Here is a 13,197-nt window from a genome sequence, read left to right on the forward strand (position 1 = left end):
GCTCACGCGGCTGCAGGCTCGACCACAGCGAGTTCGACACCCTCGCCGACGATATCGCCGACCTTGCATTTGATCGCGCTCAGCTTGCCAGCGAACGGCGCGCGAAGAGTCTGCTCCATCTTCATCACTTCCAGCGTGAGAATGGGCGCGCCCTTTTCCAGCGTGGCGCCGACTTCCGCCAGCAACGCCACCACGGTGCCAGGCAACGGCGCCACGATCTTGTCCTCGCCGACCTGTTCTTCAGTCTCGCCGCCGAACGGATCGACCCAATGCAGCTCGAAGCGACCGTTGCGGGTGCGCAGATAGAGTTCATGGCCTTCGATCACGGCGACGACGTGGGACTTGATGCCGTGCAACCTGAACTGGAAGCCGCCGGCAGCCTCGGGCGCGGTGGTGAAGGCCAGTTCACGCTCGCCGATCGAGAGCGTCGGCGAACCGTTGCCGTAGATCAGGCTGACCTTGTGCTCGCTGCCCTGCCCGTCCCGGAACGTGAACACCCGCCGCCGCCGGCCGACCGGCATCCAGCCCGCGGTCCGCCACGGCGAATGCGCCTCCGCGGCGGCGCGTTTTGTCTCCGCGCCGAGGATGGCAACCACGGCCGCGCACAGCTCGAGATCGTGCGGCGCCGGCGCCTCCGGCGTCAGGTTCTTCAGCTCGCGTTCGATGAAGCCGGTGTCGATGGTATTGGCGCGCACCTGCGGATGCGTCACCAGCGCCGACAGGAAGGGAATGTTGCTGACGATGCCGCGGACGTCGGTCTCCTCGAGGCCGCGGTTGAGCCGCTCGATCGCGAGGTCGCGGGTCGGCGCCCAGGCAATCACCTTGGCCAGCATGGCGTCGTAGTGCGGCGAGACCGCGTCGCCGGCACGGTAGCCCGCATCGATGCGCAAGCCGTTCACTTCGGCCGGCGTGCGCCACGTCCTGATGCGGCCGACCGACGGCATGAAATTCTTGTGCGGGTTCTCGGCATAGACCCGCGCCTCGATGGCATGGCCGTTGAGCGTGATCTGATCCTGCGTCAGCGGCAGCTTTTCGCCGAACGCCACCCGCAACTGCCATTCCACCAGATCGATGCCCGTGATCAGCTCGGTGACGGGATGCTCGACCTGCAGCCGGGTGTTCATCTCGATGAAAAACACGTCCTTGCCGTCGGACACGAATTCGATGGTGCCGGCTCCGACGTAATTGACGGCGCCAGCGGCTTTGCGCGCGGCAGCGCAGACGGTTTCGCGCTGGGCCGCATTCAGCGTCGGCGACGGCGCTTCCTCGATCACCTTCTGGTGCCGCCGCTGCAACGTGCATTCGCGCTCGAACAGCGATAGCAGATTGCCGTGGCTGTCGCCGATGATCTGCACCTCGATGTGGCGCGGGTTCTGGACGAATTTCTCGATCAGCATGCGGTCGTCGCCGAACGCGGCCTTGGCCTCGCGCCTGGCGCTGACGAGCGCAGCGGCAAGCTCGCCGGCCGCCCGCACGATACGCATGCCGCGGCCGCCGCCGCCGGCGGACGCCTTCACCAGCACCGGGTAACCGGCCTTGTCGGCCGCCGCGGCCAGGGTCGCGTCGTCCTGGGCCTCGCCGTGATAACCGGGCACCAGCGGCACGCCGGCCTTTTCCATCAAGGCCTTGGAGCCGGACTTGGAGCCCATCGCCGTCATCATCGCGGGTGTGGGGCCAACGAACACCAGCCCCGCTTCCGCGCAGGCCTGGGCGAACTCCGCATTCTCCGACAGAAACCCGTAGCCGGGATGCACGGCCTCGGCGCCGGTCTGCCGCGCCACTTCGATTACGCGCTCGATGTTGAGATAGCTGTCGCGCGCCCGCGCCGGGCCGAGCAGGACGGCCTCATCCGCCATGGCGACATGCATGGAATCGGCGTCGGCCTCGGAATAGACCGCCACCGTGCGCAGGCCCATGGCCCGCGCGGTGCGGATCACCCGGCAGGCGATCTCGCCGCGGTTGGCAATCAGGAGGGTACGAAATCGCCGGTATTGAGCTTGGCCCTTCATCATCACATCCTGAACAGGCCGAAACGCGTCGGCTCGATCGGCGCGTTGGCCGACGCCGATAGTCCAAGACCGAGCACCAGCCTTGTATCGGCGGGATCGATCACGCCGTCATCCCAGAGCCGCGCGGTCGCGTAATAGGGGCTGCCCTGGCTCTCATACTGGGCGCGAATCGGCGCACGAAACTTTTCATCTTCCTCGGCCGACCAGGTCTCGCCCTTCGCCTCGATGCCGTCGCGCCGGACCTGGGCCAGCACCATCGAGGCCTGTTCGCCGCCCATCACGGAGATGCGGGCATTCGGCCACATCCAGAGGAAACGAGGGCTGTAGGCGCGGCCGCACATGCCGTAATTGCCGGCGCCGTAGGAGCCGCCGATCACCACGGTGAATTTCGGCACGCCGGCGGTGGCCACCGCCGTCACCAGCTTGGCGCCGTCGCGGGCGATGCCGCCGGCCTCGTACTTCTTGCCGACCATGAAGCCGGTGATGTTCTGCAGGAACACCAGCGGGATATTGCGCTGGCAGCATAGCTCGATGAAATGCGCGCCCTTCAGCGAGCTCTCGCTGAACAGGATGCCGTTGTTGGCGATGATGCCGACCGGATGGCCCCAGATATGGGCAAAGCCGCAAATCAGGGTCTGGCCATACAGCTTCTTGAACTCGTCGAATTCCGAGCCGTCGACAAGCCGGGCGATGATGTCATGCACGTCGAACGGCTTGCGGCCGTCGGCGGAGACCACGCCATAGATTTCCTGCGGCGCAAACAGCGGCTCGCGCGGCTCGCGCATGTTCAGGCTGGCGCGGCTGGGTGGCTTCAGCGTGGCGACGATGCGCCGGGCGATGCCGATGGCGTGGCTGTCGTTCTGCGCATAGTGATCGGTGACACCGGATTGCCGCGAATGCACGTCGGCGCCGCCGAGTTCTTCCGCCGTCACCACCTCGCCGGTCGCAGCCTTCACCAGCGGCGGCCCGCCGAGAAAGATCGTGCCCTGGTTGCGCACGATGATGCTCTCGTCCGACATGGCAGGAACATAGGCGCCGCCGGCGGTGCAGGAGCCCATCACGATGGCGATCTGCGGAATACCCTGCGCCGACATCTGCGCCTGATTGTAGAAGATGCGGCCGAAATGCCGCTCATCGGGGAAAATCTCGTCCTGCATCGGCAGGAATGCGCCACCGGAATCGACCATGTAGACACAGGGCAGGTTGTTCTGCCGCGCGATATCCTGGGCGCGCAGATGCTTCTTCACCGTCATGGGATAATAAGTGCCGCCCTTGATGGTGGCATCGTTGGCGACAACAACGCATTCGCGCCCCGAGATCCGTCCTACCCCCGTGATGACGCTGGCCGAATGCACGTCCCCGCCATAGAGGCCATGGGCCGCCAGCGGCGACAATTCGAGAAAGGCGGTGCCCGGATCGATCAGCAGATCGACACGCTCGCGGGCCAGCATCTTGCCGCGCGCGGTATGGCGGGCGCGCGAGACCTTGCCGCCGCCGCCCGCCACGTGGTCGAGTTTCGCGCGCAACTCTTCGACCAGCGCACGCATCGCCTCGGCATTGCGGGCAAAATCCTGGGATGTGGTGTCTACAGTGGAATGAAGCGGCATGGGTTTCCGCAGTTAGGGTGCGCCGCAATCCGGCATCGGGCTTGCGTTAAGATGTCATTCGGCCGTCGCCGGGCGCAACCTCGACTTGACGAAGCGGCCTTGACCCGGACGAAACCTGGCGTCGACATTAGCGCTATTAGGTCAAAATGCCTCGCTGAAATGTCTTGTTCCCGACATTCCCCGGCAGCAATTTCACCGCCGCGCCGCGCGCCCCGCTCGCCGCGGGTCCAAACCTGGCGGGACCAGCCCTAGTGGGTCCAGGGTTCGCCGCGCCGGAAGGCGAAATTGTCGGCATAGGCGGCCTGCCGGCGGACCGGCTCCTTCGGCTCGATCACCTGGTAGGGGATGCCCTCGCGCTCGCAATAGGCGACCGCGTCCTCTTTGGTATCGAAGCGGATGGTGAGTTGCTGTTTCATGTCGCCGGATGAGGTCCAGCCCATCAAGGGCTCGATCGCCCGCGGCTGTTCCGGCTCATAATCCAGCTGCCAGTCCCTGGTCTTGGCGGTCCCCGATTGCATCGCGTTTTTGGCGGGCTTGAAGATGCGTGCGGTCATGAATGTCAGGGCCCCGTGAGATCTGCGGCATGGAAGCGCGTGGTGGAAGCGGCCGGGATAGTATACAAACACCTTTCGGAAATTTGATCGGTGATTCCCGGGCCCGAATGTACCATTTCCTGCGACCGGTATAGTCATTATGCTGCGCTGTGACAATCTTGGCCGGCCGCACGGCTGAGGTCCCCCCTCGCCCGCGGTCCCGATATCGTCGAAAGCATCACTTCGAAACGGTACCCATGAAAATCAACGCAGTACTGCCCGAAAAGGGACGCGACCTCCGGCTCGATCTGTTTCGCGGCGTCGCGAACTGGGCGATCTACCTCGATCACATCCCCGACAATGTCGTGAACTGGATCACCACCCGGAATTACGGCTTCAGCGATGCCGCAGACCTGTTCGTCTTCATTTCAGGATACACCGCGTCGTTCGTCTACGCCCGGATGATGCTGGAACGCGGCTTTATCGTCGGCGCCACCCGCCTCACCAAGCGCGTCTGGCAGCTCTACGTCGCCCACATCATCCTTTTCGTCATCTACATCGTCGCGATCGGCTATGTCGCGCTGCGCTTCAGCGATCCGGAGATCATCAACGAGTTCAACCTGGCGGGCCTCGCCGGCGATCAGGCGATCGAAACCCTGCGCCAGGGCCTGCTGCTCAAGTTCAAGCCGGTCAATCTGGACGTGCTTCCGCTTTACATCGTGCTGATGGGATTGTTCCCGCCGGTGCTGTGGCTGATGCTGCGCCAGCCCGATCTGACCATGCTGGCTTCGATCGCGCTGTGGCTGCTCTCGCGGCAATTCGGCTGGAACCTGTCGGCCTATCCGGGCGGCGCATGGTACTTCAACCCGTACTGCTGGCAGGTGCTGTTCGTGTTCGGCTCATGGTGCGCGCTCGGCGGCGCCAAGCGGGCGCGATGGATCGTCGATCACCCCGTCACGCTTTATCTGTGCATCGCCTATCTCGTTTTTGCGCTGCTCATGACCATGGCCGCCAGGTTTCCGGATTTCGGCGCATTGCTCCCGCACTGGCTCTATGAGATCTTCAAACACAACGACAAGACCTTCCTGGCGCCTTACCGCTTCCTGCACTTCGTGGTGGTAGCGATCATGATCGTCCGCTTCGTGCCGAAGGACTGGTCAGGCCTGGAGTGGCGGGTGTTCGATCCCCTCGTAGTCTGCGGCCAGCAATCGCTCGCGGTGTTCTGCGTCGGCGTCTTCCTGTCCTTCGTCGGACATTTCCTGCTCATCATGAGTTCGGGCTCGCTGCTCGCGCAGATCTTCGTCAGCGTGTCCGGCATCGCGGTGATGACGCTGGTCGCGTACTACATCTCCTGGTCGAAGCGGCAGGACAAGCCGCTGCCCAAGCCGGCGCTAGCCAAGGCCCCCTGATATCCGGGGGCTTTCGGCCTTGGCCGCGTGCAGTCGGGCCTACCGGCCGGTCAGCCTGGCCGTGTGCCCGACGCCACCATGTTGGCGACGTCGGCGTAAATTTCGACCAGCGGCCCGACCACCCGGTGCAGCGCGTTCTTCGACACCAGCGTGTCGTGCAGCACCAGATGGTCGATCCCCGTCGTCAGGAAGCAGATCATGGCGTCGCGCGGCGTCTCGACGATCGGCTCGCCCTTGACGTTGAACGACGTATTGATCAGCACGGGAACGCCGGTCAGCGCCTCGAACTCTTTCAGCAGGCGATAGAGCACCGGATTGGTTTGCTCGCGGACGGTTTGAACCCGGGCCGTGCCGTCGACATGAACGATCGCCGGAATCCGGTCGCGCCATTCGGGGCGGACGGTCTTGGCGATCAGCATGAACGGCGAGTCTTCGTCGCCTTCGAATATCTCCCTGACCCGTTCGGCCAGCACGATCGGCGCGAACGGACGGAACGGCTGGCGGTGCTTGACGCGGCTGTTGAGGATATCCTTCATCTCGGGCTTGCGCGGGTCGGCCAGCAGGCTGCGATTGCCGAGCGCGCGCGGCCCGAACTCGGAACCGCCCTGAAACCAGCCGATCACTTTCTGATCGGCGAGCAATTTCGCGGTGTCGCGGCAGATATTGTCGCTGCGCACGGCGGTGGTCTGAATGCGTACCAGAAATTTCTGCGAGGCCTTTTCGATATCCTGATCGGGATAGACCTTGCCGACATAGGAATGGTCCATCACGAACGAGCGGCGCTGCTTCAGGACTTCCAGATAGCCGTAATAGGCGCAGCCGATCGCAATGCCGTCATCGCCGGCAGCCGGCTGGATCCAGACGTTTTCAAAGCCCGCCTCCCGCGCCACCCGGCCATTGGCCACGCAGTTCAGCGCGACGCCGCCGGCGATGGTGAGATTCTTGGCACCGGTTGTTTCGCGCAGCCAGCGGGCGCGGGCCAGCAACACGTTTTCGGTATCGTCCTGAACCCGCCAGGCGAGATCCTCCCAGTGCCGCATCGAAGGGCTGGTTTCCCATTTCTCACCGCTGCCCATGATGTAGGGCTGCTTGAACTCCGTGGTCCAGTGCGGGACGTGCAAGGTGCCGTCGATGAGTTCGAGCAGGTGCCTGACCTGCTCCTTCCTGCCGTACGGCGCCAGTCCCATCAACTCGCCGCACTTGTTCCAGTCGCCGAAGATGTAGGACGAGGCCCGGCTGTAGAGCGCGCCGAGGCCAGGCATGTTGTAGAATTCGTCGCTCAGGAATCCGCGGTCGGGCTCCATCCAGACCTTTCTCAGGCATTCGAGCCTGGTGCCTGCGAATTTGTAATAGCTCTCGGACTCGCGCGCGAGCGGCGTAGCGGTATCGCTTGCCGGATAGGTTTCCATGACGTCGGATCGATAGCTGCCGACGCCGTCGACGATCATCACCACGCCTTCCTCGAACGGCGCGACGGCGAACGCGCTGTAGGCATGCGCCAGATGATGCGAGATCGACACCACCTTGTCGGACTGCGACAGATACAGCGGATGTCTGGCAGCGTCGGGCCGCTCATGCTCGGGGAGGAAGCCCGGCATGTCCTGATAGACCAGCCGTTCCTCCATTTCCGGAACCGGAAGAATGTAGCAATTGCGAACGATCAGATCGACGTCATCGAGCGTGATGCCTTCGGCATCCAGGCAATAGTCGATCACCTCGCTGTAGAAGCCGGAGGCGTGCTTGTCGCGCGTGATTCGTTCCTTGGCGATCGCGAACGCGATGACGCCGTCACGCAACAGGCAGGCACTCACATCATGGTCGTAGGTATTCAGGCCGAGAACGTAGGTGTGTTGTTTGGGCATCGGCACTCATTGGGATGAAATGGATGTGGAATTGGATCGAGATCGGTATGCGAGGGCTTTTGCTGGGCTTGCCGCACCGTTTTGCGGCAGAATGGGGTGGCCTTTGGGCAGAACGGGCGCTGCGCGGTTACACAAGTTCCAATTGCGCAATGCAAGATTTCGTCGAAAGGCGGTCCGACGTCGAACGTTTTCATCGGGCGCGCCGATAGACAGTGTAACTTGACCTCGCTAACCGTTGCCCATAGCATCCCTGAACGCCACACGAAAAACATTTTGCAGTTGTTCTTGAGCCCGCACCGGAACGCAAGGCAGGCCTCCTGAATTCAGACGGCTGGAGTTTACGGTGACTGGAATGAACCGGGAGATCCTGAATGGCTAAACGCTACAATATCCTTTCGCGCTTCCTTGCAGCGATGGCGCTGGTCTTCGTCTACATGGTCAGCGTCGTCGGTACGTCTGGTCTGTTCCTGGCGGCATCGACTTCGTCTGCGGAAGCCCAACGGGGCCGTGGGCGCGGCGGCGGCCGAGGACGGGGTAGAGGCGTAGGCCGCGGCAGAGGCAGAGGCTATGGCCGCGGTTACGGCTATGGCGGCTTCTATGTTGCGCCGGTTGTACGCGGCAGTGGTTGCTATTACAGCCGCCGCTGGGGCCGCGTCGTCTGCCCGTACTGATTGCGGCTAATTCGGCGTATCCGTTACGCCAGCAATGACATCAGGTGCGCCGGTGAGCCGGCGCGCCATTTTTTGGATCGGCTTCGGAGGGCATGAGATAGATCAAGAACGCTGGAGGCGGATGCAGGCATGATCGAGTTCCGCAACCCGAGGGCGTTCCATCATGCTGAACGATATCGCCGTTTTCCTTCCCGTCGACCGGCCTGCCGGCACGCTGATTGATAGCGCCGCTGCAGTTGCCGGATTGTTCGAGGCCCATCTCGACGGCATCGCCTGCGCCTATCAGGCGGTCAATCCCATGATCGCCTTCGAGGCGTCCGCCGTGGTCATGGCCGCTCAATACGACAGCGGCCAGGAACAGGCCGCGGCCGTGCTCGCGCAGTTCGAAACCGCGACAACGCGCCTGAATATCCCGCACGAGGCCAAGAGCACGTTCAACGTTTCCTATGCTGCGACCCATACCGTGACGCAGATGTCGCGGCTCTACGATCTGAACATCGTCGCTCAACCCGACAGCGCCAACCCGAGCCAGACCGATTTCATGTCCGAGGCCGTGCTGTTCGGCTCGGGGCGGCCGATGCTGATGATTCCCTACATCAACCGCGGTACCTTCCGCTCGGATCGGGTACTGATCGGCTGGGATGGCAAGGCGCCGGCGGCGCGCGCCGTCCACAACGCAGCACCCTTCCTTCGCAAGGCAAAAGCCATCGACGTCGTGGCCATCAACGAGGACGAAGACGATGCCGGCGCAGCGTCGCTGTCGGCCCTGATCGCCCATCTCGCCCGGCGCAATCTGCCCGCAACCCCTCACCGGCTGACGGCCGACACCTCAAACATTCACAATGCCATCCTGTCGCTGGCTGCCGACAGCGGCAGCGATCTGGTCGTGATGGGCGGCTACGGCCATTCCAGGCTTCGGGAATTCATTCTGGGCGGAGTGACGCGCGGCATGTTCGAGACGATCACTGTCCCAACCTTGTTCTCGCACTGAATCGGGACGGGAGCGCAGCCGGCCGACGCGCTCGTTCCGGAAACCCGCATGGCCAATGGCCCGCGGCGGACCGCATCGGTTGACCTGAATCAATCGGCCAATGCCGCCATCGCGGTAGATTGGCTCGGGGCGTGGCGTCCGCCTCTTGCGCATCGATCTACAACCTCAAAGACGACCGGCGAATCGCTGCCGATCGATAAAGGATACGACATGCCGACCCACTTCCATGCGATCGTCTGGATTGATCACTCGCAGGCCAAGGTGTTCCACGTCGGACGATCGGGTGACGACGAGACTGTCCTGCACCCTCATCTGCCGACGCGACACCTGCACCACAAGGCCGGATCGATTGGCAGCGGTCATGCCGCGCCCGACAAGGAGTTCATGGCCGGAGTGATGAACGCCGTCAGCGATGCCGGTGAAATCCTGATCATCGGCCCGGCCAGCGCCAAGACCGAGTTCGCCAAATATCTTCGCGAGCAACATCCGAAAATCGGCCAACGCATCGTCGCCATCGAGTCCGCGGATCACCCCAGTGACCGCGAGATCGTCGCTTATGCCAAGCAATTTTTCAAAATCGCTCCCACTCGGGTAGCCGCGGCCGGCGGCACATCCCGCGGCTGAGGTACCCCTGCTGCTGGATCGGGCCCGATCGATCATGAACATGAGGGTAGCTCCGACCGAAACGACGGAAACCGCAACCCGGTCAGCGGCGGGATATCGGCGCTCCTACGCATGGAAGGTGCTCGCCGCGGCGCTGCTGGCAGTTGCGCTGGCAGCTACGGTGTGGTGGCTCTCGCGTGGACCGATCATCACCGTCGCCCGGGTCACGCGCGGCGCCGCTGCGGAAATCGTCTATGCCACCGGCTCGGTCGAGCCCGAAACATGGTCGCGTTCGACGCCACTGGTACGCGGCCGCATTATCGAGCGTTGCCGGTGCGAGGGTAAAAGCGTCAGGAAAGGCGATGTTCTGGCGCGCCTCGATGACAAGGAGGCGCTGGCCACGCTGAATGATTTGCGCGCGCTGGAGGAGTTCCAGCGCCGGGAATTTGACCGTCAGTCGCAGTTGCTGGCGCGCGGGGTCGCTACCTCGCAGGCCTATCAGCGCGCCGAGAGCGACCTTGCGCGGATCCAGGCGCAGATCGCCGCCCAGGCCCAGCGGCTGGAATATTACAAGCTGGTCTCGCCCATGGACGGCACCGTTCTCAAGGAGGACGGCGAAGTCGGCGACATGGTCGACCCCGGCACGATTCTCTACCGCATCGGGCTGGAAAAGCCGTTGTGGGTCGTCGCCGACGTCAACGAGGAAGATATCCCACGCGTCAAGACCGGCCAGAAGGCGCTGCTGCGCACCGACGCGTTCATCAACCAGCTGCTTCCGGGAGTGGTCAAGCAAATCACGCCGGCCGGCGATCCCGTTTCCAAGACCTTTCGCGTGCGGATCGGCCTGCCCGACGATACCCCATTGCGGGTGGGCATGAGCGTCGAGGCCAATATCGTCAGCCGCGAGAAGCAGGACGTGCTTCTGGTGCCCGCCAACGCCGTGGTCAACAGCAACCTGATCACAGTCGAAAACAATCGCGCCCGGCTACGCAAGGTCGAGACCGGTATTCGCGGCACGGGCATGGTGGAGATCGTCGGCGGCGCCGGCGAAGGCGAACTGGTCGCCGCTCCCGCCACCACCAACATCAAGAACGGATCGCGGGTGCGTCCGGCGCTCACGGAACCGGCCGTACCGTGAACCTGATCCTGACCATAGCCTGGACCCATGTCCGCCACCGTGCCCGACAGACGCTGGTGGCGATCGCCGGCGTCATGACCGGCGTCGGGTTCTCCATCATGATGGCGGCGATGATGGAGGGGTCGCAGGATGACTTCATCAGGACCCTGGTCGACGCGCTGCCGCACATCTCGATCACCGATGAATTGCGCGAGCCGACGCGGCAACCGGCCGATGTCGTCTACGCCGCCGCCGAGTTCCATGGCCTGACGCCCGATATCCGGCGGCCCGGCATCAAGAACCCGATGGCCACCATCGCGTCGCTGCAAACCTGGGTGCCGGGAGCGCTGACCCCGTCGGTGCAGTCGAAGGCGGTATTGCGGTTCGCCGGACGAAACCTGACCACCTCGATCATCGGCATCGATCCCCGCACCGAGGCCGACGTCTCCAATCTCGCGACCCACATGAAGCAGGGAACGCTGCATTCGCTGTATCGCGCCTCCAACGCCATCCTGCTCGGCGACCGCCTCGCCGCCAAGATCGGCGCAAGGGTCAACTCCAACATCACGCTGGCCTCCGCCGAGGGCGCCAGCATGAACGCCACCGTGGTCGGCACTTTCCATACCGGATTCCGAATGACCGACGAGACCACAGGCTATGTCCTGCTCAAGACGGCGCAGATCCTGGAACGGCAGACCGGCATCGTCAACGAGATCCGCGTCCGCACCCGCGACCCGATGGCGGCCCGCCTGATCTCGGAGCGGATCGGCGAACAGACCGGCTACAAGTCGATCTCCTGGCAGGAGGCGCAGGAGGATCTGCTGTCCGCGATCACGCTGCGCAATGTGCTGATGTACACCATCGTCGGCGCGATCCTGCTGGTCGCGAGCTTCGGCACCTACAACATCATTTCCACCATCACACACGAGAAAACGCGCGACATCGCCATCCTGAAATCGTTGGGATTTCGGGGTCACACCATCCGGGCGATCTTCATCGCAGAGGCGCTCGCGGTCGGACTGGTCGGCGCCGTGCTGGGCTGGATCTTCGGTTATCTCCTGACCCGCGGGCTCGCGTCACTGGAATTCAAGACTCCGTTCTCCGACAACAACCACCTCCCGGTGCTCTATTCGGTCAACCACTATCTGCTCGCCACCTGCGTCGCCCTGCTGTCGAGCCTGGTGGCGGGCTACTTTCCAGCCCGTTCGGCGGCGCGGCTGTACCCTGTCGATATCATCCGGGGTGCTACATGAGTGCGCCCCTGATCGAGGCGCGCGCCGTCACCAAGGTCCTTGGCGGGATCGTGCCGGTCACGCTGGTGCAGGATATCGACCTCGCCATCATGCCGCATGAGTTCATCGCCATCACCGGCCCTTCCGGCTCCGGCAAGTCGTCATTGCTGTATCTACTGGGCCTGCTCGATATTCCGACGTCCGGGGAAGTGCTGATCGACGGCACATCCACCAGCAGGATGACGGAGGACGCGCGCGCCGAGGTACGGCTCACCCGCCTCGGTTTCGTCTTCCAGTTCCATTTTCTGCTGCCGGAGTTCTCGATCACGGAAAATGTCGGGTTGCCGATGCGGGCGCTCGGCAGACTGCCGCCCCGCGCCATCGTTGCGCGCGCCGAAGAACTGCTGGACTCGTTCGGGCTTGGCGACCATCGGCACAAGACGCCGGATCAATTGTCCGGCGGCCAGCGGCAGCGCGTGGCGGTGGCGCGGGCGCTGGCCAACGATCCTCCGGTCATTCTCGCGGACGAACCGACCGGAAGCCTCGATTCCGTTTCCACTGCGCAGGTGTTCGGCATCCTGCGCGACCTGGTGGCGCTGCGCGGCAAGACCGTGGTCGCCGTCACCCACGATCTCAACCTGGCATCGCAAATGCATCGCCGGATTCACGTCGTCGACGGCCGGCTGGCGAACGACGAAACCATCGCCGCGCCGGCATGATCCGGCAATGCCGCACCTTCACTCCTCGAACACCGGCGGGTCGGGCCGTTCGTGCGGCTTTGCGCCCTCGACCGGCTCGGTGTGATCCGTAGGAACCGCGCGCTCGACGTCGACCTGCTCGCCTTCGATCAGGCGCCGCGCCTCGTCGACCTGTTCCGATGGCGTGGTTTTTCGCGGGGGCGATACCGCCCCCGACTCCTTGTTCCCATTCAAGTCTCGCATATTTCCCTCCGCCTGACCGGCGCAGGACTCAGTGCGAATTGGCATCGCCGGTCAGATGCTTCTCGATTTCCCAGACCGGCTGCTTGGTCAGGTCCTTGTTGATCTCGGCAATAATGCAGGCCTTTACATCGGAATGGAAGGCGTCGCGCAGCTCGGCGAGGGTCCTTGGCGGAGCCACCACGACCAGGGACTGCACCTTCCGTTCGCGGATCACCTGTTCCA

General features: G+C 63.7%; 13 protein-coding genes. 7 read left to right on the forward strand and 6 right to left on the reverse strand.

The features are described from left to right. Positions 1 to 2: 2 nt before the first annotated feature. From Q8N40_RS09765 to Q8N40_RS09775, 3 genes are all read right to left on the reverse strand, one after another. Positions 3 to 2,012: an acetyl-CoA carboxylase biotin carboxylase subunit gene (locus Q8N40_RS09765; protein WP_371135655.1), complete on the reverse strand. Its 2,010-nt coding sequence runs from the start codon at positions 2,010 to 2,012 to the stop codon at positions 3 to 5. Further along, the gene (locus tag Q8N40_RS09770) at positions 2,012 to 3,616 is read right to left on the reverse strand and encodes a carboxyl transferase domain-containing protein (protein WP_305711678.1); all 1,605 of its coding nucleotides are present in this window, start codon (positions 3,614 to 3,616) and stop codon (positions 2,012 to 2,014) included. The genes Q8N40_RS09765 and Q8N40_RS09770 overlap by 1 nt, the downstream gene beginning before the upstream one ends. A 248-nt stretch (positions 3,617 to 3,864) precedes the next feature. Further along, positions 3,865 to 4,170, reverse strand: coding sequence for an ETC complex I subunit (locus tag Q8N40_RS09775; RefSeq protein WP_305321915.1), 306 nt, complete (start codon positions 4,168 to 4,170; stop codon positions 3,865 to 3,867). Positions 4,171 to 4,406: 236 nt separating this feature from the next. Between Q8N40_RS09775 and Q8N40_RS09780 the strand changes: the two genes are divergently transcribed. Further along, a complete protein-coding gene (locus Q8N40_RS09780; protein WP_305711679.1) occupies positions 4,407 to 5,558 on the forward strand; it encodes an OpgC domain-containing protein in 1,152 nt (383 codons plus the stop codon). Positions 5,559 to 5,608: 50 nt separating this feature from the next. Here the strand turns inward: Q8N40_RS09780 and Q8N40_RS09785 are convergent, their stop codons facing one another. Then, positions 5,609 to 7,420 (reverse strand): carbamoyltransferase C-terminal domain-containing protein, encoded by a 1,812-nt coding sequence (locus Q8N40_RS09785; RefSeq protein WP_305321429.1) that lies wholly within the window; start codon positions 7,418 to 7,420, stop codon positions 5,609 to 5,611. A 371-nt stretch (positions 7,421 to 7,791) separates the two neighbouring features. On the opposite strand from Q8N40_RS09785, the gene Q8N40_RS09790 reads away from it, so the two are divergent. The 6 genes from Q8N40_RS09790 (at position 7,792) to Q8N40_RS09815 (ending at position 12,753) form a co-directional block, all read left to right on the forward strand. Continuing rightward, positions 7,792 to 8,091 carry a hypothetical protein gene (locus tag Q8N40_RS09790; protein WP_305711680.1) on the forward strand — a complete coding sequence of 100 codons (300 nt, stop codon included), beginning with the start codon at positions 7,792 to 7,794 and terminating at the stop codon, positions 8,089 to 8,091. A 163-nt stretch (positions 8,092 to 8,254) separates the two neighbouring features. Then, entirely contained in the window at positions 8,255 to 9,082 is an 828-nt protein-coding gene (locus Q8N40_RS09795; protein WP_305321427.1) for a universal stress protein, read from the forward strand. A 48-nt stretch (positions 9,083 to 9,130) separates the two neighbouring features. After that, positions 9,131 to 9,706 (forward strand): translational machinery protein, encoded by a 576-nt coding sequence (locus Q8N40_RS09800; protein WP_305711681.1) that lies wholly within the window; start codon positions 9,131 to 9,133, stop codon positions 9,704 to 9,706. A gap of 40 nt (positions 9,707 to 9,746) precedes the next feature. Next, a complete protein-coding gene (locus tag Q8N40_RS09805) occupies positions 9,747 to 10,823 on the forward strand; it encodes an efflux RND transporter periplasmic adaptor subunit (protein ID WP_305711682.1) in 1,077 nt (358 codons plus the stop codon). Next, a complete protein-coding gene (locus Q8N40_RS09810; RefSeq protein ID WP_305711683.1) occupies positions 10,820 to 12,055 on the forward strand; it encodes an ABC transporter permease in 1,236 nt (411 codons plus the stop codon). The genes Q8N40_RS09805 and Q8N40_RS09810 overlap by 4 nt, the downstream gene beginning before the upstream one ends. Next, positions 12,052 to 12,753 carry an ABC transporter ATP-binding protein gene (locus Q8N40_RS09815; RefSeq protein WP_305318669.1) on the forward strand — a complete coding sequence of 234 codons (702 nt, stop codon included), beginning with the start codon at positions 12,052 to 12,054 and terminating at the stop codon, positions 12,751 to 12,753. The genes Q8N40_RS09810 and Q8N40_RS09815 overlap by 4 nt, the downstream gene beginning before the upstream one ends. An 18-nt stretch (positions 12,754 to 12,771) precedes the next feature. Here Q8N40_RS09815 and Q8N40_RS09820 read toward each other — a convergent pair whose 3' ends face one another. After that, positions 12,772 to 12,975 (reverse strand): hypothetical protein, encoded by a 204-nt coding sequence (locus tag Q8N40_RS09820; RefSeq protein ID WP_305318668.1) that lies wholly within the window; start codon positions 12,973 to 12,975, stop codon positions 12,772 to 12,774. A 28-nt stretch (positions 12,976 to 13,003) separates the two neighbouring features. Then, positions 13,004 to 13,197: host attachment protein (locus Q8N40_RS09825; RefSeq protein ID WP_305711684.1), on the reverse strand; the 194-nt coding region annotated here is incomplete at its 5' end.

It is taken from the genome of Bradyrhizobium sp., assembly GCF_030693485.1.
Classification (GTDB): domain Bacteria; phylum Pseudomonadota; class Alphaproteobacteria; order Rhizobiales; family Xanthobacteraceae; genus Bradyrhizobium.